Source organism: Bacillus sp. X1(2014) (genome assembly GCF_007678255.1).
Window position 1 is genome coordinate 58,126 of sequence record NZ_VEED01000021.1, and the last position, 22,412, is coordinate 80,537.

Genomic DNA, 22,412 nt, shown 5'->3' on the forward strand with positions numbered 1-22,412 from the left:
ATAGTAGTAATAATTTCATGTCAATTATATTTTGAATTTACTGAATAATTGTTCTCATTATTTTTTTAGATACTTAATTTAAATAGGAGCTGGAGATATGCAAACTATCGATCGAGCCATGCAGGTGATCAAAGTTCTTGTTGGAAATGAAACAAAGAAATGGTTTTCAATTACTGATTTATCTAAGGAGTGTAACCTTCCTGTAAGCACAATGCATCGTCTATTACAATCAATGAAAGAACATGGACTTATACAACAGGATCCAAATCTAAAACATTATTCAATGGGAAACACCTGGCTAGAATATGGATTACAGATGTATGATACCTTTGATTTTGTAGGATTAATTCGGCCCGAGATGGAAAAATTAATGCTTGAGGTAGAAGAGAGTATTTATTTTAGTAAACCAATTGGCCTAGAATCATTAATCGTTGAAAGAATTGACTGCCAGCAAAATCCGATCCGCATTTATGATCAATTAGGATTACGCATTCCACTAAACATTGGAGCAGCAAATAGAGTCATGTTAGCCCATATGCCCCCAAGTGAAAGGAAGAAAATCGTAAATGAATTAGTAGCTGCAGAAGATAGAGATACTTTTTTAACTGCATTAAATCAAATAATGAAAGTGGGCTATGGGGAGAGCCACGGGGAGAGAACTGAAGGCACATCATCCGTAGCTGCGCCTATTTTTAACCAATTAAATGAACTAATTGGCGCAATTAGCATTGGATATGTCAATTTCAATATAACAATAGAACGAAAAAACTTCCTAATCGAAAGAGTCATTGAATACGGAAGGAAAATTTCCAACAAACTTCGATTTAAATAGGTTCCGCTTTAAATAGCGAATGTATCAGCGACGGTGTCAAACGAGGGTGTCAGGCACCACCTGTGGACATTTGTCTGCGGGTGGTGCCTGACACCTTTATCTGTTACTATTTTGAATAGTATTATATTTTCAGATAGTACGATTTGAATAGAGGATTGAGGGAAACTTTGTATGTTGAGGAATAAGAATGTTTGGATTTTGTTAACAGGGGAATTTATTGCGGGTCTTGGGTTGTGGCTCGGTGTTATTGGTAATTTGGAATTTATGCAAGAGAAGCTCCCATCAGACTTTCTAAAATCGCTTCTTCTTGCTGCAGGTTTGCTTGCTGGGATTGCGTTTGGCCCCTATGCTGGCAGACTTACAGACCAAGTAAGTAAGAAAACCGTTATGCTTCTGGCTGGATTTGTAAGGGCTATCAGTGTTGTCTTCATGTTAATTGCGATTGCAACAGGTTCGATTTGGTGGATGGTCGTGTTCCTCGTATTGCTGCAGATTTCTGCAGCGTTTTATTTTCCAGCACTTCAAGCAGCGCTTCCGTTGATTGTGTCTGAAAAGGATTTGCTTCAATTAAACGGTATTCATATGAATGTCTCAACCCTGTCTCGCATTGTCGGAACAGCGGTGGCCGGGATTTTGTTGGTTATCCTGCCTTTATCAATGCTTTATGTTGGTTCTTTGGTGGCTTATATTGGATTATTTATCCTCACCTTTTTCATAGATATCGATGAATCCAAAACTCTTCAGATTGCAAAAAATAGTCCAACTGAAAAAACAAGTTTTAAAGACGTTTTTCCAATTATTAAAGGTTTGCCGATTGTCTTGATGACACTTATCATGACTCTCGTCCCGGTGCTCTTTCTTGGTGGGTTTAACCTTGTGGTTATTAACATTAGTGAACTCCAAGACAGTTCAGCGATAAAAGGCTGGATATATACAACTGAGGGAATCTCTTTTATGATTGGCGCTTTTCTCATTAAGTTGATCAGTAACCGGACGTCCCCCTACATTATCTTATTCGCCTGTTCGTTTTTAATTGGGGGTTCCCAGCTGCTTCTTTATTTAGCTGATGTACCGGTATTAACTATCGTGGCTTTTGCCATATTCGGATTCTCTGTCGGCTGTTTTTTCCCGACAGCTGCGACCATTTTTCAAACGAAGGTACCAAAAGAGTTCCACGGCCGCTTTTTTTCGTTTAGAAACATGCTAGACCGTGTCACCTATCAGATTGTCCTGCTCATTAGCGGCTTCCTTTTAGACCTAATCGGCCTTCAGTTCATGTGCGTCCTATTTGGAGGAATATCGATTATCATGACCGCAATTTTTTATATCAGACATAAATACCTCCAAACCCGTTCAATTAAACAAAGCACCTAACAGCAAACAGGCACCCTCCAATAGATTGGATGGTGCCTGCTTCATAATGAAATGTCCTTCTCAAGAGGACAATTATCCACGATCGGTGCCTGACACCAATCTTAAAAATGAGTGGTGGAGTAGATGGGTTTTAGTTCTTTTTGGGGTTCTATGTAGGCTTTTGCGCTATTAACGGCGGTTGGACCTTCGGAGAATCCACCTGCTATCAAGTGAAGTTTATTTGGGTAGTTGGCAACGTCCCCGGCTGCAAAGATACCTTCGATATTAGTTTGCATTCTACTGTCTACTTTGATGTTTCCAAATTCAAACTCTAATCCCCATCCCTTGATGGGGCCAAGGTCAATACAGAAACCATGATTGACGAGAACTTCGTCCACTTCAATGATCTGAGTGTCGTTTGTTTCAATATTTTTAACGGTAACATTCCCAATTCGTCCATCTTCGCCATGTAACGCATCCAAAACATGCGGAGTCAATATGGTCGCGGTTGATTTACGCAAATTGCTGATGTTTCGTTCAAGTCCTGAGAATTCTTGTCTGCGATGGATCACGGTAATATGACGCGCAATCGGGAGCAGCTCGTTCGCCCAATCAAGAGCGGAATTCCCTCCACCAGAAATAAGCACATGTTTATCTTTATAGTCATTCAGCTTTTCCACTGCATACCGCAGGTTTCGTCCTTCATATTGGTCTGCATGTTCAACGTCAAGCTTTGCACTTTTTAATGTTCCGAATCCAGTCGCTAAGATAATGGTCCGGGTATGGTGCTTTTCTCCATTGTGGCTAGTTAATAGGAACGTCCCATCTGTTAACCTTTCTAACCCAACAACCTGTTGATTTAAAACAATTGTTGGCTGAAAGGTTCGCGCTTGTTCCACCAGCTGTTTAATTAAGTTTTCCCCTGAAACAGCCGGGATCCCGCCAATATCGCGGATCACCTTTTCTGGATAGAAATAGGAAACCTTCCCCCCTAAGTATGGGAGAAATTCTATTATTTTTGTTTCCATCTCTCTCATCCCGCAATAAAAAGCAGTAAATAGGCCAACTGGACCACCACCGATGATGGTAACATCGTATAATTTCATTTCATTCCCCATCCCATCTAATCCCATTTCACTAGAAATTCATGACTTTTCGACTGTCTAACGCCGGCTCTTTTTGAATTAAATCATAACAAAGACAGACTGGTTTTTTTGTCCGTGGATCTTTAACAATTTCAGCATCGATTTGAAAGACCGTTTTTAATACGTCTGGGGTCATCACTTCGTCTGCACTTCCCTCTTTGACAATCGTACCCTTTCTCAGTGCAACCATATGGTGAGAAAACCTCGATGCATGGTTCAAATCGTGAATCACCATCACAATTGTCCGGTTTTGTTCCTTATTTAACTTTTCAAGCAGCTGCAAAATCTCTAGCTGGTGCGCCATATCAAGGTAGGTGGTTGGCTCATCAAGCAGCAAGAGATCGGTTTCTTGGGCAATGGCCATTGCAATCCAAGCACGTTGACGCTGTCCGCCGGAAAGAGCATCAACGGGATGATCGGCAAATAAACTAAGTCCAGTCACTTCTAGCGCCCATTCAATCACCTGCCGGTCGTTATCCGTTAGTTTGCCAAATCCGCTTTGATGCGGAGAACGTCCAAATGATATCAATTCATAAACCGTTAATCCATTGGGTGCCTCGGGGCTTTGCGGAAGAACAGCCATTTTCCTAGCAATTTCTTTTGTTGGGACCTTGTGAATCATCTTTCCATCCAAATAGACGATCCCAGACTTGGCTGCATGGACACGTGCTAATGTTTTTAAAATAGTGGATTTCCCACAGCCATTTGCGCCGATAATGGTGGTAATTTCCCCTTTATTTATGTGTAAATTCAAGTTTTCAACAATCGTCTTGTCTCCATAACCAATCTGAAGATTCTCGGTAGAAAGTGAAACCACAATCCGTTCCCCCTTTTTTTATTTGGCCTTCATTAGTAAAAAAATAAAATATGGTGCACTAAATATTGCCACTACAATTCCCACTGGTATTTGGGTTGGGGCAAGCAGATTTTTACCAATTGTGTCTGCCAATAAAAGCACAAACGACCCTAATACGGCTGTTATTGGCAAAAATAACTGGTGCTTTGGCCCAATTAATCGTTTCGCAATATGCGGAGCAACTAAGCCTAGAAAAGCAATTCCTCCCCCAGCCGCGACACTGAAACCTGCAAGCGACACTGCTGCTAGAAGCAAGATTCTTCTTTCTTTTTCTACATGAATCCCTAGGCCCGTCGCGACCTGATCACCTAAATTCATGATATTTAGGATGTGTGCTTTGTATAAAGCAAAAGGAATAAGCAGCAAAATTAACGGTGCGAGAATGGCGACAAACTTCCAATTCGTTCCCCAAATATCACCAGAAAGCCAGACAGCCGCCTGCATGAAGTCTTGCGGATTCATTTTGAGTTGAAAAATAACAATCGCAGCGCCAAACCCTGAATTGACACCAATCCCGACTAAAATTAACCGGACAGGATCAATTCCTTTTTTCCATGCCAATACGTAAATTAGAAAAGCCGCAATTACCGCTCCTATTAAGGCGAACAAGGGCATTAAGAAAATGCCAAGTGTGCTGACACTGTTCATAGAACCTTGAAAAAAGTAGATAAACAAAATGACCATGAATCCTGCCCCTGTATTAATACCTAATATTCCAGGGTCGGCTAGTTCATTTTTCGTCACACCTTGCAAAATGGCGCCAGAGACTGCTAATCCCGCACCAATCAGTAAGGCCAAAACCATTCTTGGTAATCTGAAATCAACTAAAACGAGTTGGTCGCGGGCTGTTCCCTGCCCTATTAATGTCTTGAAAACATCGATGGGAGCAATCCGTACGACACCAAGGTTTAAACTTATGATAAAAGTGATAATTGTTAAAATAAATAAAAGGCTAATTAAGACGATAAATTTTTTCTGTTTTGCTTTCGATTGATTCATTACAGCCCCCTCCTTTCCCCACGAGCCAGGTATAAGAAGAAAGGAACACCGATGATCGCCGTTACGGCTCCAACTGGCGTTTCAAACGGGGCATTCACCATTCTTGCTGCAATATCAGCAAGAACGAGTAACAGTCCTCCAAGTACAGCAGAAATCGGAATAATCCAACGGTAATCTGAACCAATGATAAATCGGGTAATGTGCGGAATTACCAATCCAATAAATCCAATAGCACCAGCTATCGATACAGCAGCACCGGTTAGTACTAATACGACAATCACGCCAAGTGATTTTACTAAAATTGTATTTTGTCCAAGCCCTTTGGAAACTTCTTCGCCTAAGCTAAGGATAGTGATTGACCTTGAGATGTAAAGGGCGAGTAATAACCCAACCCCACCAGTGATTAAAAGGATCTTAATTGATTCCCAAGTTACGGTGGTTAATCCTCCTGCATACCAAAAGCTCATGTCCTTTGCCACTTGTGTATGAAGAGCAATGGCACTTGAGAATGCACTAAGCATCGAACCCACTGCCACCCCGGCCAGGGCGAGTTTTACTGGGGTCAATCCTCCCTTTGAAAAAGTTCCAATCGTAAAAACGAGGATTACGCCAAGGCCTGCCCCTACAAATGATGAAAAGGTCAACCCCATCATTGTCGTGGTTGGAATAAAAGCAAGAGTGATGACTAATGCAAAAGCTGCCCCATCCGTCACGCCCATGATAGATGGAGAAGCAAGCGGATTCCGTGTTAAGCCCTGCATTACTGCACCTGAAACAGCAAGGAAGGCACCAACTAATACAGCCCCGATTGCTCTGGGCATACGAATTTCTTGAATTATTTGATGTGTTGTAATATCAGGATTAAAATGGGAGACAGCCTCCCAAACAGTAGCCATTTTTATATCCGCTGCCCCGTAAGCAATAGATAATCCCATCGAGATTAGGATTAGTATCATTCCTGTGATTAATACGAAAGTTCCTTTAATGGATGTTCTAATTCTATTATGATGAAGAGCAACCGAATCGCCCTCCTGCTGCTTTGCACTCAAAAACTAACACCTCTTCTGATAAAAAAAGAAAAATTGGATATATTATTAAATCGAAAATGAAAATAGTAAAAGGAATGATAATCATTATCATTAAGTATAGATAGTAACCACGCATTTTTCAATACGTTTACAGTATAAAAGCGACTCCCAAAAATATCCTTCAAACTTCTTTCACAAATTAACCTAAATCGAAGGGTTTTGTTGATTGACACTACAAATGAAAATGATTATCATTACCATTATAACAGGTATTCACTATCTTAGGAGGTTTAAGCATGCTTAAAAAGCGCTTTTATTTATCTTTTACTTTATTACTGATGTTATTTTTAGTAAGTGCTTGCAGTAATTCTGATAATACAAAAACGGACAAGACAACAGAAAAGAAAAATGCTGAGGTGACATTAACCGATGCGAAGGGTGAAGTGACAATCCCCGCTAATCCAAAACGAATCATCGCTCCTTATTTAGAGGATTCACTAGTGGCATTAGGGGTAAGACCTGCTGCACAATGGTCAATTGGCGATACGGTCTTAGATTATTTACAGCCAGAGTTAAAAGATGTTCCCAAAATCGGCTGGGATCTTCCTCTTGAACAAGTAATCAATAACAACCCAGATTTAATTATTTTCAGCTCTCCAACTGCCATTCAAAAAGGACAATATGAAGAGTATAAAAAAATCGCTCCAACCTACGTTTATAAGGACGAAGTAAATGCTGATTGGCGTAAACAACTGACGCAAATGGGTGAAATCTTAAGTAAACAGAAAGAAGCAAAAGAGGCTCTAGCCAATTACGATACGAAAGTGGCGGATTCGAAAACAAAAATTCATGATGCTATTGGTGATGAATCAGCCGCTATTCTTTGGGTTATGGCTGATAAGTTTTATTTAATGGAAAACAATCGTTTCAGTGCCAATGTCCTTTATGGGGATTTGGGCATTAAACAGCCTGCTTTCGTTGAAGGTCTTGGCAGAGCTGCTGTCCAGTGGGATCCGATTGCTCTTGAAAAATTACCAGAAATCAAAGCAGATCACATCTTCCTTGTCAGCAAAAAAGGCGAATCTGGTTTAGACATTTTGGCGAAGAGTTCCATCTGGAATGGCCTTGATGCGGTTAAAAATGGACATGTATATGAAATGAACGACCCATCCAACTGGACCATTAACGGTCTAAAAGCTAGTGAGAAAACGATTGATGAAGTAGTAAATGCCCTTAAAAAATAATGGTCAAAATACCCAAAAGGCGTCATCCCAATGTTAGGATGACGCCTTTTTTTATGACCTATCAAAGTAATTTACTTTTTTGGGGAATCTTTAAAGCCATAAATGGAATGAAGTATAAGTTCTTCTATCATTTAAACGAATCTATTTTGATTTGGTTAGATCGTTCAAGTCGAACGATCTCGAATGAATGACCTTCTCCTGCCCACTGAACCATTTTTTCTGCTAATTCGTTCGCATAGACCCGATCACTTACTGTTGGATATCCTCCAATACATTGAGCTTCATCAATCACGACGGATCGAAAATCCAAATCTAATGCAGCCGAAATTTTTTCCTTAATATCAACTTCTTCAATTGTTTCATTAAATAATATAAGAGCATAGTTGCTTCCTTCTTGATATCTTTGTGTAAGCTTATCAGTTACCCGTTCTATTTCTGCATTTGAGACCTCTTCAATTATTTCACATTGAAGAGCTGCCGCAGCAGTTTTTAGGAAAACTCCTGCCTTTTTTCCAGGAATATTAATCAGGAATGACCTTTTATTTGAGAATAGCAGGGAGCCCGCTGTATCTTTAACTTTTAGGATATTATTTACAGCTTCATTTACTGCACTATCAAATCCAAGATGATAGATATCCGGGTTCTGTTCACTAAATATGTTAATAGGAATGAATAAAATTTGGCATCCATCATCCTTTATAAGATTAGTAATGTCTATTTCTTCTTCCTCGTTATAAAAGATATAAAGGATATCAAAATTCTTTACCAAATTGTCATGCTGTTGTAACCAACTGGCATTGGAAAAGGAGCACAGCCTTTTTCCGCTCTCTGGCTCTTTAAAGAAAAGATATTCTAACTGGTTGTTCACTGATATATTGGTTTGAATTCCCATAACATGATAATTGCCTGTCTTTTGCAGGCTATAGACCAATTGATCGATTACCGTACTAACAACCTGTGGAATGGTCCCTACTTTCACTATTCCAACCTTTTCCTCATTCATGCTGCTGTCAAGCCTCCTCTTCTGATGTAAAAAAGTAACACTATTTTCTAAATTTATAGGTAAAAGCCGACAATTAATTATTTTTGCCTAGTCTACTTATTTTTATGTGTAATTGTTCACACACAAAATATATAGCTATTATTTTTTTATTTCAAGACTTATTCGACTCTTATGACACTTGACACAATTTAATCAAACGTTTGATTAGTTTTTCCACTTTTCAAAGAAACTAATGAACCCATGGCTTCCCCAAAATTTAATCAATCGTTTGATTAGTTTTTCACTTTTTATTTAAAGTCATTGATAATTTGATTTATAAAATAAGAAATAATGTTAAAGCATTTGGTAATGTGGAAATATTATTAAATATAAACGAATGGCTAGGCATTCGGAAAGTGAGCTGAACTTTTATGCTAAAAGCTAGACTATACGATATTTCACTATTTCTTACTGCCTCGGTCATAGCTATTAGTTCAGATCTTATTTTAATTAATCATACTGATTTCTTTAAAGCATTAGCTTTATTTTGGTTATTCTCTAGTCTGTATTATCACCTTCGAGTCTTATCTAAAAGTGGCAGCACGAGTTGGGAACATGGAATTAGTTACGATTCTTCCTTTGCACTGTTTGCTGGACCGTTAGGCTTATTCGTATTTGAATTCATTTATCGTTTTACAGTATATTTTTATAAAAAGTGGACCCAAACTGCTGATCCAAATGAATTTTTAGATACCTTATACAATATTGGGTCATTCGTGATTACTAACTCAATAGCCTATTTTTTGTTTCTCCACTTACAGTCGAGCTTTAATGGCTTCCCTTTTGGCTTCTGGATTTTAATGTTGATAATAGTTAGTTTTTCTTTGATTCTTTCAAGCATCTTCCTGGTCATTGCCTTATATATTCTTGGAGATTTTAAAACCATAAAAGAGGGTATCAAATTTGTTTTAAAAAGCAGAAGTTGGCTTGATTATGGCACAGTGGCCTTTACAAATGGGCTTTTATTTCTCTTTTTAAAAGAGGATAAATGGGAGATGTTGATCAGCCTTTTTATTCTGAACTACATTGTAAGCCGGTCCTACCATTCCAAATCACAAAGTATCCAACACAAACTGGAACGTGACAAGTTCGAGCAGATGGCCTATACAGACTTTTTAACTGGAGTCTTCAATCGAACCTTTATGGATAAAAAACTGGCCGAGTTAAATCGAACCGGGGAAAGAATTGGGATTGTCGTTGCTGACATCGATAAATTTAAAAGTATTAATGATAATTACAATCACGCCGTTGGTGATAAAGTGATTCAGCACTTCGCCGGGACATTAAACAGCTATCTCAGCGAAAACGATTATTTGTTCCGAAGCGGCGGTGAGGAATTTACTCTTTGTCTTAGAAAGAGAAATTTCGATGATACTTTGGAACTTGTACATAGGATGCTAAACGGGGTCAAAAACAATCATGTGGATATAGAATTTAATGGTGAGAATCTGTCTATTTCTTACACAGCATCATTTGGACTGTATTTCTATACAGCAAATGATCAAATCTCCATGGAAAAGGCATACATACAAGCGGACCAACTCCTGCTACAATCCAAACAACTTGGACGAAACAGAGTATCCGTCGAAAATACTCTCTCATCAGTGGAATTGAAATAATGATGACATTAATGGTGTCGTTAGTGGTGTCAGGCACCACCAAAAGACAAATGTCCGCACAAGGCGGACATTCAATTTGATCCAAATTATCTTAGGAAACACGCTTTAAATGTTTAAATTGTCCTTTGGATAGGACTGATTTTTCGAGTCTGTGGGCCATGATTCCCGCTAAGACTGCTAAGATGATGTCCTTTGGCAAAGGCACTACCATCCATAGCCAGGCCATTTTGTAAGTAAAACCTTCAGGTGCAGCAGCCCATATCTTGTAGGAAAAGTACATCCAATTTGTACCGAAGAAGTAGTTCACAGCCATTCCGATTAGGGACGCAACGATAAAGGCTGGCACGGTTTTCTTCTTTTCAACGACCTTTCCAATAATAAATGCTGTGAAAATAAACGATATTATAAAGCCGAAGGTAGGACTGAAAATGGTTGAAGGTCCTGCTCCAAATCTGGAGAAAACAGGAACGCCCACAAGTCCTACTAACATATAAACAACCATGGCAATTGACCCCAAGCGGCTCCCCAAAATTGCCCCTGCTAAAATAGCAAAAAAAGTTTGCAGCGTAATTGGAACTCCGCCCACCACCATAAATGGTACAAAAGAGGTGATGTTAGCCCCTATTGCCATAAGGGCCACAAACATTCCCACTAATGTTAAATCCAACGCTCTTAATTTACGATTCATACTTCCACCCCGATTAATAGTTATAATCTTAAAATAAAGGGTAGGCTACTCTATTGTCAACTAAAATATAATTATAGTTAACAACGAAAGGTGTCAGGCACCAGGGAGGATCACTGTCCTCTCCACGCAGACAAAACCAAGGATTTTGTCCACGAACGGTGCCTGACACCACTTTTAACATCCACTTTTACTTCTTGAAAATATCTGTCAGGATGGCATATCCGTTGTTTACTTTTAGTTTTGCTAGTATTTCTCCTTTTGCTGAGGCTTTTTCCCATTCTGTTCCTGTGTTGTCCTCAAGGTAGTAGTTATCCAAATCGTAGCTAATAAAAGCGATTTCTTGGCCCTGGTTGTCTTTATCGATATAGCTGATCGTCCCGTTGAGGAATTCCCCCTTATCTGGTTTAGTAAGGGTGACTTTAATAGGTGTGTGGACACCATTCTTTTCCTCCATTAGAACGTAAACCTCAAACTCTCCACCACGGTCCTGTAATCTTGTCACCACTGATGGCTCTACCAATTTTATCGGTACCTCTTCCGCTTCATATTGCAGGGTTACATAATCGCCCCTAAATACATCAGATGGATCCAATGGTTTCGTTTGAAGGATCATTTCTTCCCCCGTTAACAAGGTATAAAGAGGCTTGACGCACATACCTAAAAGAATGAGCACTGGCACGCAACAAGCCAAAACTAACTGCTTTGCACGCTTATTCATGCACACTCACCCCTTTTTTCCTTTGTTTTTCAAAATAAAAGCCGAAACCTAGCAACAAGAATCCTCCAATGATAAAGACAAACGATTTTGGTAAAAACTCAAAGGATAAATCAAGATAAAAACGAAAAATCATTACGCAAAGAATGATGATACTGAGCAGGCTTCCTCTATTGATTAAATACAATACATAAATCAGGTAGAGGATGGAAAAAGGAATGTACATCCAATCGAACGGCCAACTGTCTTCAAAAGATAATAATAGTGCTGCCGCACCATGAACGAGGTAGCCCAATACAACGTAAACCTCTTTAATTTTCCTTTTCGAAAGAACCAGTGCGACACCGATAATCAAATAGATTAGACCGTACACATAAGCAAAATCATCAAAAGTATTGCCATTGATAAAATAACTAATAATCGTTCCTATGAATGCCAGCGACAGCAAGCCAGTGACAAAACCAGTCAACTTCGAAAAACCTATTTTTTCATTAAGAATATAAATTGCGGCAATCCAAAGCAGAGTCCAAAAAGGGATGTCTACACCTTGGAGGTAATGGCCATCAAGCATATACCTGAGGACAAAAAGGGAAGATGCTAGTAAAATCCATTTTTCCCGTAAAACCCAAGCCAAAGGCAAAATGCCAAGGGACCACCATAAAAAGGCATTTTGAGAATTGGTTCCGAGATGAAACATTTGCTCGACAAGAAAAATCCCCGCCCCAAATACAAGACAGCCTAGATAATAAAGACTCTTCGATGTCTTAGGAAAGTTCTTCTCCATTTTATAGCCCGCGAGATTACAAGCAATAAACAAGGCAATGATTAAAAGGAATTTCACTGTTCTTCCAATTTCATCCCAATTGCTCGCGATAAAACTGAGTACTCCCGCACCAATTAAAATCGAACCCACATACAAAAGTGTCTTTGTAAACGAAAGTTTCTGTACTTCGTAAAGTGCCTCTATCTCTTGGGCCTTTCCAGCTTGCAGAATCTCCGAATCTTCAAAGTACTTAAGTTCCCGCTTTAAAAAATTTAATTCATTCTGTTTTACGATACGTTTCGTCAATCATCCCACCCCTTTTCGCATCTATTTTTCTAATTGCTCCCCTTCAACCATCTCCAAACCAATTCTTTACAATTATGTTTATTCGACAAGTAGTATTTATATCCTTTTAAAAAAGAGTGTCTTACTTGCTCTATAGAAGCATTAGTGCCTGATTTTTGACACAAGAAAGTCCCTGTTTATCAGCGTCAATAAGGCATTGTGATCGTTCCTATCACTGGTAACGTGCAGGCTGAGATAATTTATGGGATAGCTGTTTTTTATAAAGTCCAATATAGTTCCTTATATAGTTTATAGCTGATCCAGTAAGAAAAACGCGGTAAGAATGCCCCAAAAAAGAATCTCCATAAACATGTAATATATGACAGTATTTGACAGTATATTTAATGCTAATCAAGCTGGATTTTGTCATAACGGTTTTATGGGATATCTACCTTTCATGCAGATTTCTCCTAAATCGACAGTTTTCTCAATACATCTATAACTTTTTTAGTGGATAATTTTCCCTAAAAAATTATTCTTCTAAAATAACATCCAATTCTTCGAAAATCGAAATTTTTGTAGGACGAATTATGGGTACCGCTCGGGAATTTCGACAAGGTATTCTCAAAATTATATTTAATATTGGCTTGTATCATCAAAATTTAGTGATAAATCAGGAGGTGCAGTAATTTCGTGAAAAAGAGACAAAAATGGAAAAAAAATTTGATGGTCATGACCGCAATGACCGGATTAGGCTTTTCGGTATTCAATCCAGATTTCAGTACATCCGCCAGCGCAGCTGGGCAGCCCGATCTACCGCTGCCAAAGGCGGAATCCTTCTCAATCGTGCAACTAGAAGTACCTAATCAGAATGCAAAGGATAAACTTTTAGAGTTAGGCATTGACCTTACACACCGGGCCAGTGAAAACAATGGAATTTTTGAAGTGGACGCGGTTGTTACTCCAACTGAGATTGCTATGTTAAAAACATTTGGAATTAAGGTGAAAGACACACTGATCACAGAAAAGCAATGGAATGCGAGAACGGTAGAGAGACAAACGGCTTTACAACAAGAGACAAATTTGACGGCTGCTGAGGATTCGCTTAAAATTCTTCGCGCCAATCACTACACAAACCAATCTGAAACCTTTCTCTATATCGAAGCGAAATCAACTGCAGGTGCTTCAGCAAGCACCGCACTAACAGCCACTTGGACAGAAAACGGCGTTGAAAAGTCAGCCACACTTTCCAGAAAGGTGGATGCTGGCGAATACTTATATCATTATCTTGAGGTTCCCGTGAGCGCTATCCCAGCCTCTGTAAAGTTAGCAAGCAGCCTTGGTGGAACTGTTTCAAGCCCTGTTACGGATTGGCTCGGAGCGGACAAGCCTGGGAATCCACAAACACATTATGTTAAAGACTTTGTTGACCATTATATGGATCCGACAGAATTATATGAACGGGCTGAAAAACTAGCAAAAGAGTTTCCTGATTTAGTAGATATCATTGAAATGCCTAATAAAACAAATGGATATAGACGTCTTGCACAAGCTCAAATAGGCAGCACACAGCCATCGTCTGTTGTTGTTACATCAAAAGCTTGGGGCCATGAAGGCGGAAATGATATTTCAATAGAGTTCAAGAATCCAGAAAGTAATAATTCTTTATTAAAAATTAACGTAGAAGGGAAAAAAGTCTTAGTCGCTTTAGCAACTGACTCTTCTGGTCAGATTACCAGTACGGCGAAACAAGTGGTAGATGCGATTAATGCTGATTCTTCTGCAAGTGCACTCATCACCGCCAATACATATCGCGGCAACACTGGGACAGGAACTGTTTTACCAGATACTGCGACATTAACGGACGGTTTAAAAGCACCAGCAAACATTTCCCGTGAGCCTTTCACCGTAAAAGCGATTCGAATCGGGAAACATCGTGATGGCTCCAAGCCAGGGGTATTGGGCTACGCTCAAGAACACGCACGTGAGTGGGTTACACCGCTAGTAACGATTGAAACAGCCGAGCAGTTACTCCGAAATTATGCACACGACGGTGAAACTAAACGCCTTGTAGATAACTTGGATATTTTCCTTGTACCGTCTGTAAACCCTGACGGAGCACATTACACTTTCTATGATTACAACATGCAGCGGAAAAATATGACCAACTATTGTGCTCCTGCCCAATCTGATCCAGGATATCGTAATTCTTGGGGAGTTGATATTAACCGAAACCATTCTGTAGGATCCGCGTTTGATGGATTTATAGGTGCATCCACAACAAATTGTACTAGTGGAACCTATGCGGGCCCTGCGGAAACCTCCGAACCAGAGGCTAAAAACTTGGTTTGGTTAGCCGATGAAAATCCTAACATCAAATTTGCCATGAATATTCACAGCTATGGCGGCTATTTTATGTGGTCACCTGGGGCCTACGATGCGACTCGTACAACCCTTCCGCGACCATCTGCCGGTGAAGAGGCCTTCTACTGGGCAGCTTCAGATACTATTCTTAACGAAATTCAGGATTATCGTGGTACGGTCATTCTTCCGAGTCGCACGGGCCCGGTTCCTGATGTTCTTTATTCTGCAGCAGGAAATTCCGCTGACTACTTATGGTATGAAAAAGGGATTTATGCTTGGGATTTCGAAGTAGGAGCAGATTTATGGGATAAGGAAACACAAACGTGGAAACCGGTTGGCTTCCAGCCACCTTTTGAAGAAGGTCACGAAGAAGCCATGGAATTTGCTAACGGTTTAATAGGTATGTTTAAAGTTGCCTACAATCAGTCGAAGGACCATCAGCGTCCGACTTCCCAAGCTGTACCTGGGAGCGGTAAATTCACTGGACCAGTAGATGTTACCTTTAAGACTAGTGAGCCTGCGACTATTTATTATACCCTTAACGGCAGCCGTCCTACCTTTGAATCTGCAAAAATTAATTTAAGCGGTATACGTGAAGATGCCGAAGCTTTAAAAATTGATAAAACGACAACATTGAAATGGTTCGCTGTAGACGCAGCAGGAAACATTGAGAAGAATTATAACCCAATAAGTAAAGAGAAGAATAACTATAATTCTGTAACACTTACAATTAAATAACTTGAGAGGGGGCTGGCCTTACGGGTCAGCTCCTTTTATTTGTTTTAGGATTAGTACACAAAAGGCCTGATTCATTTCACTGAACCAGGCCTGCACTTCATTTTTATTTTTCAAAAATAGCATTGGATAAGAGGCGGAAGAGGTAATCTGTGTGATCACGGAAGCCTGCTTCCAATCCAATTAGGGTTACATCCTTATCCCGCTCTTTTACGATTACAGCCTGTCCTTTAGCATCGGCTTTTTTATCAATCCAATGCCCTGCCATAAAGAAATCATCAGAGGTTGCTAGACTTGCAACAACTTTATCATTATCAGTACCTGTATACCAGACCGGGCGATAAACAAAACCAAGGTCCTTCTGGTCATAACCTGCAGTTAGACCGGTTCCTTCATAGTTAACCTTCACGATTCCATTGCTATTCGATCCAGCAGAATTAATTACATCGTCGGTAAGTCCAAGAGTGTTTGTTGCTTTTGATGCACCTGCACCAACAGCAATATATTTTCCGCCCTGGTCTACAAATTCAGTAACATTCGCCTTAAACAAGTCAAACTGACCAGCATTTTGGAAGCCAAATTCTCGGTTTGCCGTTGATAGTTTAGTAGAAATAAGGTTTTCTGTTCCACTATATACAAATGCATCGAATCCGCGCAGCCCTTGTTCAGCGACTTCCACTGGCGTTAGTTCTGTCACTTTAAACCCAAGTCGCTTCAATGCAAGCTTCGTTCCGCTGTGGGACTGGACTTTTCCCATACCGCCATCCTTCAGAATGGCTACCTTTAAGTTGGTAATCTCCACTGCATCTGCTGGCACCTTTGCTGTCGATGCAACCTGTAATCCTGAAGCTTTTACTGCTGCTGAAATTTGATTCGCCGCTGCTTCTGTGTAGAAATTCCCCTTGGCATCACGCTTTACAAGAATACCTTGTTGTAACAATGTATTTGCTAGATTAACAGCTTTAACCGAGCTGTTTGGAATCAGGAATGGCCCCTTACCTGAGACAGAGCCTTGCTCGATAATTTGATTTACCTTCGTAGTGGTAACTGCAACCGAAGTTTGTGTAGGGACAGCTTCAAATCCCCATAGCTCTGGCAGGCTCCATGCAGAAATATCATACATAGCTGGAGTATCATCAGAAATGTCTTCCCCATCCCAAAGCATCGTGTTAGCTAAGCCAGCCTTTGCTTGGTCCATTTGAACAAGATAGGTTCCTTTTGCATAGGTTTTTCCGTCTACAGTAAAGGCTTTCGACGCTTGAACCACATCAATATCATTATTGATTAAGTGATTAACGGCCTTATTCGTTACAGTTGGGTCCTTCTCGTCAACTGGCAGGATATAGGCTTTCGGGAAGAAACCATCTTCATGGGTTGGATGATTAAAATTAATCCCTCGTTTAAACACTTCGATTTGGTCTGCGATCATGTCTTGTTTATTTTCTGTAGCAAATTTCAGTGCCCCTAAAATGGCATTATACTGCCAACGCACACCATCTAAATCATTGGTTGGTGCCTCTAGTGTATGGCCGTAAGCCCCGTGGTACATCGCGTACATTGGAGTAAAGATTGGCGGGTAGTCATCCCAGCCAGCAGCATCATCACGCTGTGGAACGTAAGCACCTACCATGCTTTGATACAGGCTTCCTGTGAAATTAGCCTTATCTTTCATTATTGATGCTTCCATTGCTTCCGCTTGTTTGTAAGCCCACTTATTATAAAGGTCGTACTCATAGTTAGGGTTATGAGGCGGCGTACATGGCTCAATTAAACCTTGGCGGTTCACTGCATAATTTTTCACGTATCCGTGAGTATCAAGGAATACCATCGGGTTCCACTCTTTAATTAGTTCAACTGTTTCTTTTGTTTCTGGCTGTGATTGGGTAATAAAGTCACGATTCAAGTCAATACCCTCTCCATTAAAACGAGTGGCATTCACACGTCCATCAGGATTTTGAACGACATTGAAAATAAGGATATTATTTTCCAAAATATTTTTGGTCTCCTGGTCATTCTGTGTTGCAAAGCGTTCGATAAGCTGAAGAAGTGCATCAGAACCAACGAATTCTGTTCCATGAATAGAACCGTTGATCATGATTGGAACTTTAAAGTCCGGATTATTGGCAATCCAATCTTGCGCCTTACCAGGGTTTTTAAACATTTGTTTTCTTAGGGATTGAATTTTCCCAAACTCCCCTTGCGTAGTAGGATCTGCAATGGTTACAACATAAAGTGGATGGCCATCCGCTGAAGTTCCGCGAACCTCCACTTTTACTCTATTAGACTGTTTTTGTATGGCATTTAACTTTGCACCGATTTGAGAGAATTTCACAAAATCGTAGTTTTCACTATTAAACTTGCTCCCATCCTGTTCTTCGTATACATTCACGTTTGTCCACTTTGGTCCCTCAGCAAATCCTACTGTCCATGGAGTTGACGTTAGCAACCCTACTGCCAATAGGCCAGCAACTGTTTTCTTCTTCTTCATTTGTAACCCTCCGCCTATGTATTATTATTAGTTTCTGTGTATTTTTATTATGTGAGACTAATTTTATTACGAAAACTGAAATAATTCCATCCTACCAATATACCAAACAGAAAACCCAATCATTACCAAATACGGGCAAAAAGACATATTTTGGTGTCAGGCACCGCAAAAAGACACTCACGGCAAATTTGTCCATCTCACGCGTACTCGACATGCCAGTTTAAGGCACACAAAGGCACCTCTAATGATTAGGGTGCCTTTGTTATCTCATTATAAATTTGTGTCTAACGTTTCTACTATTGTAGTAGCGTTTCCTCTGACCTTTTTTAGGACCTCAATGCCAAACCACATAAACGGAATGCCCCAGGCAAGTACGGAGTAGTCGGTCACAATTGGGATAAAGTTAAGAATTGGACCCGTTATTAGAAGTATAGCTGGAACTTTTGAAAATACCTTTGACCTTAAAGCAGCGATTCCTAGTAATATCATCGAAAGCATCACGGTCACCATCATGAATGGACCGGCAACCATGATAGGAAGTGGCGGCATATCCATCTGCAATACCTTTGGATCATACGTTGCAAAAACTAAAGTAGAAAACACCATCCCCATTAGGATAAAGCTTCCAATGGCATATAAAATAAATGCAGTAAAGCCCAGTTTGCCAAACTCTTTTTGATTCGTTAAATACAATCCAAAAATCCCTAATCCCATAAATATGGTTCCAAGGACACCTGCGGTTAATTCTTGAGGACTATTCATCCCCCAGACTAGAGCTAGCGGACACATCAGTGCACGGAAAAAACCTCCGATGATACTAAATACAGCCAACAGACGAACAACTTGATTAAAAGTCATGATATCAACTTCCCTTCGATTTATTAACTTAACTTTAACAAGCCCGATGTCCCGGCGTCTTGTGACCACCGTCCCGAGTAATCGGGAAGTTTTTGCCCAAAAAAAGAACCCCATTAAAAATTGGGTTCCATAAAAAATTATTATCTGTCTTTCCCAAGCCCTGCTTCTCTCGCCATAATAATTGCTTGGGCACGATCACTCGCTTGCAATTTACTTAGGATATTGGAAACATGATTACGGACAGTTTTTTGGTTTAATCCTAGATTGCTTGCAATCTCGGCATTATTTTTCCCTTTAGCGATATGGTCAAGGACTTCTCGTTCTCGATCAGTCAACTGCGGGAAGACATCTACCCTTGATACTTTCATCTTCGCTTCAAAATAAAACATCATTCTCCTAGCAATAGCTGGGCTAAAGATCGCTTCTCCTTCACTTACTGCTTGGATTGCTCTAACAATCTCATTCCGATTCGCCTCTTTTAATAAATAGCCCCTTGCACCTGCTCTCATCGCTGCAAACACCGAGCTGTCATCATCATACATTGTTAAAACGAGGATACCAATATCCGGTGTTTTCGTTACAATTCTTTTTGTTGCTTCAATACCACTTATCTTCGGTAGATTGATATCCATTAGAATGATGTTAGGTGTAAGCCGTTCGGCCAACTCGACTGCTTCCTCCCCAGATGCGGCCTCACCCACTACCTCAAATTCATCCACCGTTTCTAACATTTTTAATAATCCATCCCGAAACATCGGATGATCCTCTACAATTAAAATTCGCATCCGTCTTTATTATCCCTCCATCCACAATGGCAATCGGGCTTTGACCGTCGTTCCAGTATCCGGCTTATTTTGAATAAGAAATTCACCACCGACTTCTTCGGCACGCTCTCTCATCGAATGTAAACCAATCCCTCTCTTTCGGTTCTCGGGTAATCCGATTCCATTGTCTTCTATTAGAATTATTAAATGTGTATCATCTGTTTTTAGCGTGATTTTACAAATGGATCCCTTTGAATGCTTAACCACATTCGTAATTGCTTCCTGAGTAATCCGATAGGCCGCGACTTCAATGGCCGCGTGAAGCTGGAAATCTATATTATCCGCCTCAATAAATACTTTTACCGAACTGTCTTCATATTGTCTACTAAGTTCATCCATTGCAAAAATAAATCCTAATTCATCTAAGGCAGGCGGCCGTAAGTTATAGACCAATTGACGAATATTTCCGATTGCAGTCCTAAGGTTATCTTGTAATTCAAGTAATCTATTTTTCACCGTTTGCCCCACTTCATTTTGAAAAACTAATGTATCGATTTTTAGTGAGATACTAGCTAGGCTTGCACCTAGCCCATCATGCAAATCCCTTCGCAGTCTTTGTCGTTCCTCTTCTCTTAAACTGACAAGTTTGATACGTGAATGTTGCAGTTCCCTTGATATTCGAACAGTTTGCACTGCCAATGTTACCTGCCTGATTAAATCATTTAGCAAATAGACTTTCTCTGGAGGAAGGGTCTCCTGTAACGAGCGAGCACCAACGGTGAGAATGCCGACACATTCCTGTTGCATTGTTAGTGGAAATTCTGACTTCATTTGAATTTCTTGACCGAACGAAGCGATTCGTTGAAATTGTCCCTCCATTTTTATATCAATGGCTGCAAATGGAAGTTTGAGTGCTTTTGCCACTTCCTCGACAATTGTTGGAAGGACCGATGAATTCGACATCGTTGACTCTAAGCGTTTAGTTAGCGAGGATAAGATTTTATATGGGTCATCACGCTCCCCGTATACTAAACGATTGACTGAAAGCTGTACTTTTTCCCGTAAAGGTTGAAAAAGTACGGCCACCACCCCGGTTGCTAAAAGAGAAATAAAGATATTGTTTTGATAGTTAAATAGGATGCCCAGAGATCCGATAATCAGCACATATACGCCCATAATGACTATGGTAACGAAGGAATAGACAATGGTCCGGCTAAATAACGTGGATAGATGACGTTGCCGCTGCTCCAGTATCGCAATTCCAATTGAAAATGGCATGCACAAAAGGGCCAAGTAATAAACAAACCACATACCCAGTTTTACTAGTCCATTCTCGCTGAAATTGGTGGATAAAAGAAGCGCCAATACAGAGAGGATAAAACCGCTCATACTAACAGCGAACCATCGAATTTGCCTCTTCAATTGCCTCGTTTCGGCATGTCGATAGCGATAGATTTGCGAAAGAATAACCAGGAGATGCAGGGTAATCCATGTACCAGTTCGAGCGGCCATAGGCCACGATAATGGATCAATGATTGATCCAGCAAAAAAATAGCTTCCAATATTTCCTCCTAATCCGATAAACGCAGGGACCAACAACCATCTTGGTCGAAACCTTCCATCAGGGAATAGAAAGAAAAAGAATAAATATAATTCACCTACAAAACTTTCCACTTTAAAAAGGCTTTGTAAATGTGGTGCCTGTAAGATAAGCGGATTGCTTATGCTCATCAGCGTTCCAGTTGCAATGAGCATCATCGACGTAAACAAACAAATTCGATCCCTCAACCCATAGACATAAAGGAGGCAGCCTGCCGAAAAAAAGGATAAGAATTGGATAAGTAAAAGAACCACAAGGATTCCACTGTAAAAGGACATTGAAATTCCATAGGATTGTAATCCTTCTGCCTCCCTTAAGGACAGCAGGAAAAGGTCCGTACAGCCTTTACCTTCGCACCCCCTTAGCAGCCAGTCATATACATGAGTCTCGGAATAGAGAAAAAGGGATACCGAAATAACCGTTATATACCACCAAGCCCCATGTGAAAACAAATAAAATAACCACTGAAAATTCTTCCTCATAGACATTCCTCATTATCAATGACTTGCTCTAACCAGCTATTTTATATTATTTCAACATTAAGCCCTAAAGACCTTCCCATCGAAAAAGAAAAGATGTCAGGCCCCCGAAAAAGACAAATGTCCACGAGTGGTGCCTGACACCTTTAGTTTGTTAATACTTTTTATCCCGGCAGTTTTTGCAAACTTTGATGGTTTCGTTTGTTTCTGTTTGATGTGGGTATAGAAGTTTGATTCTTGTTCTTTCACATATCGGGCAGGTTCCGCGCCCATTTGAAGGCAGGTAGCTGATTGTTTTCCCCCGGTTTCTCTTTGCCATCTCCATCCATCCCTATTCATATTAGATTCTTTTCTTTATCTAATGATGGACTGGCACAAATATTGTTAGGCATATAATTGTTTTTAGAAAAAAAGCTGATCGAATTTTTCGTTTTCGTACAAGTGAGGCATTTGTCCACGAGCGGTGCCTGACACCTTAGGCAGCCATCTGGCATTTTTGCGCACCTTTCTACATACATTTCTAAGAAGATCATTTATTTCAATGGCTGCACGACT

At 40.1% G+C, this 22,412-nt stretch carries 18 protein-coding genes; 5 read left to right on the top strand and 13 right to left on the bottom strand.

The genetic code is table 11. The features are described 5' to 3' along the window. Positions 1–97: 97 nt before the first annotated feature. On the top strand, positions 98–832 hold the full coding sequence (locus FS608_RS25435) for an IclR family transcriptional regulator (protein WP_144555364.1): 735 nt from the start codon (positions 98–100) through the stop codon (positions 830–832). A 171-nt stretch (positions 833–1,003) separates the two neighbouring features. Next, entirely contained in the window at positions 1,004–2,206 is a 1,203-nt protein-coding gene (locus tag FS608_RS25440; RefSeq protein ID WP_144555365.1) for an MFS transporter, read from the top strand. A 101-nt stretch (positions 2,207–2,307) separates the two neighbouring features. Here the strand turns inward: FS608_RS25440 and FS608_RS25445 are convergent, their stop codons facing one another. From FS608_RS25445 to FS608_RS25460, 4 genes are read right to left on the bottom strand one after another with little or no spacing between them, the layout of a single operon-like run. After that, complete coding sequence (locus FS608_RS25445; RefSeq protein ID WP_144555366.1) at positions 2,308–3,303, bottom strand: NAD(P)/FAD-dependent oxidoreductase; 996 nt, start codon at positions 3,301–3,303, stop codon at positions 2,308–2,310. Between the two features lie 19 nt (positions 3,304–3,322). After that, a complete protein-coding gene (locus FS608_RS25450; RefSeq protein WP_144555367.1) occupies positions 3,323–4,147 on the bottom strand; it encodes an ABC transporter ATP-binding protein in 825 nt (274 codons plus the stop codon). Positions 4,148–4,165: 18 nt separating this feature from the next. After that, positions 4,166–5,185 carry a FecCD family ABC transporter permease gene (locus FS608_RS25455; RefSeq protein ID WP_144555368.1) on the bottom strand — a complete coding sequence of 340 codons (1,020 nt, stop codon included), beginning with the start codon at positions 5,183–5,185 and terminating at the stop codon, positions 4,166–4,168. Continuing rightward, positions 5,185–6,141: a FecCD family ABC transporter permease gene (locus FS608_RS25460; protein WP_144555391.1), complete on the bottom strand. Its 957-nt coding sequence runs from the start codon at positions 6,139–6,141 to the stop codon at positions 5,185–5,187. Before FS608_RS25460 ends, FS608_RS25455 begins: the two co-directional genes overlap by 1 nt. 368 nt (positions 6,142–6,509) lie before the next feature. Here FS608_RS25460 and FS608_RS25465 point away from each other — a divergent pair, with 368 nt between their 5' ends. Next, positions 6,510–7,457 carry an iron-hydroxamate ABC transporter substrate-binding protein gene (locus FS608_RS25465; protein WP_144555369.1) on the top strand — a complete coding sequence of 316 codons (948 nt, stop codon included), beginning with the start codon at positions 6,510–6,512 and terminating at the stop codon, positions 7,455–7,457. 127 nt (positions 7,458–7,584) lie between these two features. On the opposite strand, the gene FS608_RS25470 is transcribed toward FS608_RS25465, so the two are convergent. Beyond that, the gene (locus FS608_RS25470) at positions 7,585–8,460 is read right to left on the bottom strand and encodes a 6-phosphofructokinase (RefSeq protein ID WP_144555370.1); all 876 of its coding nucleotides are present in this window, start codon (positions 8,458–8,460) and stop codon (positions 7,585–7,587) included. Positions 8,461–8,870: 410 nt separating this feature from the next. Between FS608_RS25470 and FS608_RS25475 the strand changes: the two genes are divergently transcribed. Next, positions 8,871–10,118, top strand: coding sequence for a GGDEF domain-containing protein (locus FS608_RS25475; RefSeq protein ID WP_144555371.1), 1,248 nt, complete (start codon positions 8,871–8,873; stop codon positions 10,116–10,118). A gap of 91 nt (positions 10,119–10,209) precedes the next feature. Here FS608_RS25475 and FS608_RS25480 read toward each other — a convergent pair whose 3' ends face one another. The 3 genes from FS608_RS25480 to FS608_RS25490 all read right to left on the bottom strand — a co-directional run bounded on the left by FS608_RS25480 (position 10,210) and on the right by FS608_RS25490 (position 12,590). Further along, positions 10,210–10,806: a biotin transporter BioY gene (locus FS608_RS25480; protein WP_144555372.1), complete on the bottom strand. Its 597-nt coding sequence runs from the start codon at positions 10,804–10,806 to the stop codon at positions 10,210–10,212. A gap of 187 nt (positions 10,807–10,993) precedes the next feature. Continuing rightward, entirely contained in the window at positions 10,994–11,524 is a 531-nt protein-coding gene (locus FS608_RS25485) for a GDYXXLXY domain-containing protein (RefSeq protein ID WP_144555373.1), read from the bottom strand. After that, positions 11,517–12,590, bottom strand: a complete 1,074-nt coding sequence (locus FS608_RS25490; protein WP_144555374.1) for a DUF2157 domain-containing protein — start codon at positions 12,588–12,590, stop codon at positions 11,517–11,519. Before FS608_RS25490 ends, FS608_RS25485 begins: the two co-directional genes overlap by 8 nt. 672 nt (positions 12,591–13,262) lie before the next feature. Between FS608_RS25490 and FS608_RS25495 the strand changes: the two genes are divergently transcribed. Continuing rightward, on the top strand, positions 13,263–15,671 hold the full coding sequence (locus FS608_RS25495; protein ID WP_222127403.1) for a M14 family metallopeptidase: 2,409 nt from the start codon (positions 13,263–13,265) through the stop codon (positions 15,669–15,671). A gap of 103 nt (positions 15,672–15,774) precedes the next feature. Here the strand turns inward: FS608_RS25495 and FS608_RS25500 are convergent, their stop codons facing one another. The 5 genes from FS608_RS25500 to FS608_RS30570 all read right to left on the bottom strand — a co-directional run bounded on the left by FS608_RS25500 (position 15,775) and on the right by FS608_RS30570 (position 22,176). Next, a complete protein-coding gene (locus FS608_RS25500) occupies positions 15,775–18,156 on the bottom strand; it encodes a M14 family zinc carboxypeptidase (protein ID WP_144555375.1) in 2,382 nt (793 codons plus the stop codon). A gap of 270 nt (positions 18,157–18,426) precedes the next feature. Then, entirely contained in the window at positions 18,427–19,128 is a 702-nt protein-coding gene (locus FS608_RS25505; protein ID WP_144555376.1) for a hypothetical protein, read from the bottom strand. Between the two features lie 26 nt (positions 19,129–19,154). Further along, a complete protein-coding gene (locus tag FS608_RS25510) occupies positions 19,155–19,799 on the bottom strand; it encodes a response regulator (RefSeq protein WP_144555377.1) in 645 nt (214 codons plus the stop codon). A gap of 9 nt (positions 19,800–19,808) precedes the next feature. Further along, positions 19,809–21,860: a sensor histidine kinase gene (locus FS608_RS25515; protein WP_186328894.1), complete on the bottom strand. Its 2,052-nt coding sequence runs from the start codon at positions 21,858–21,860 to the stop codon at positions 19,809–19,811. 151 nt (positions 21,861–22,011) lie between these two features. Beyond that, positions 22,012–22,176 (bottom strand): hypothetical protein, encoded by a 165-nt coding sequence (locus FS608_RS30570; RefSeq protein WP_186328895.1) that lies wholly within the window; start codon positions 22,174–22,176, stop codon positions 22,012–22,014. Positions 22,177–22,412 lie beyond the last annotated feature (236 nt).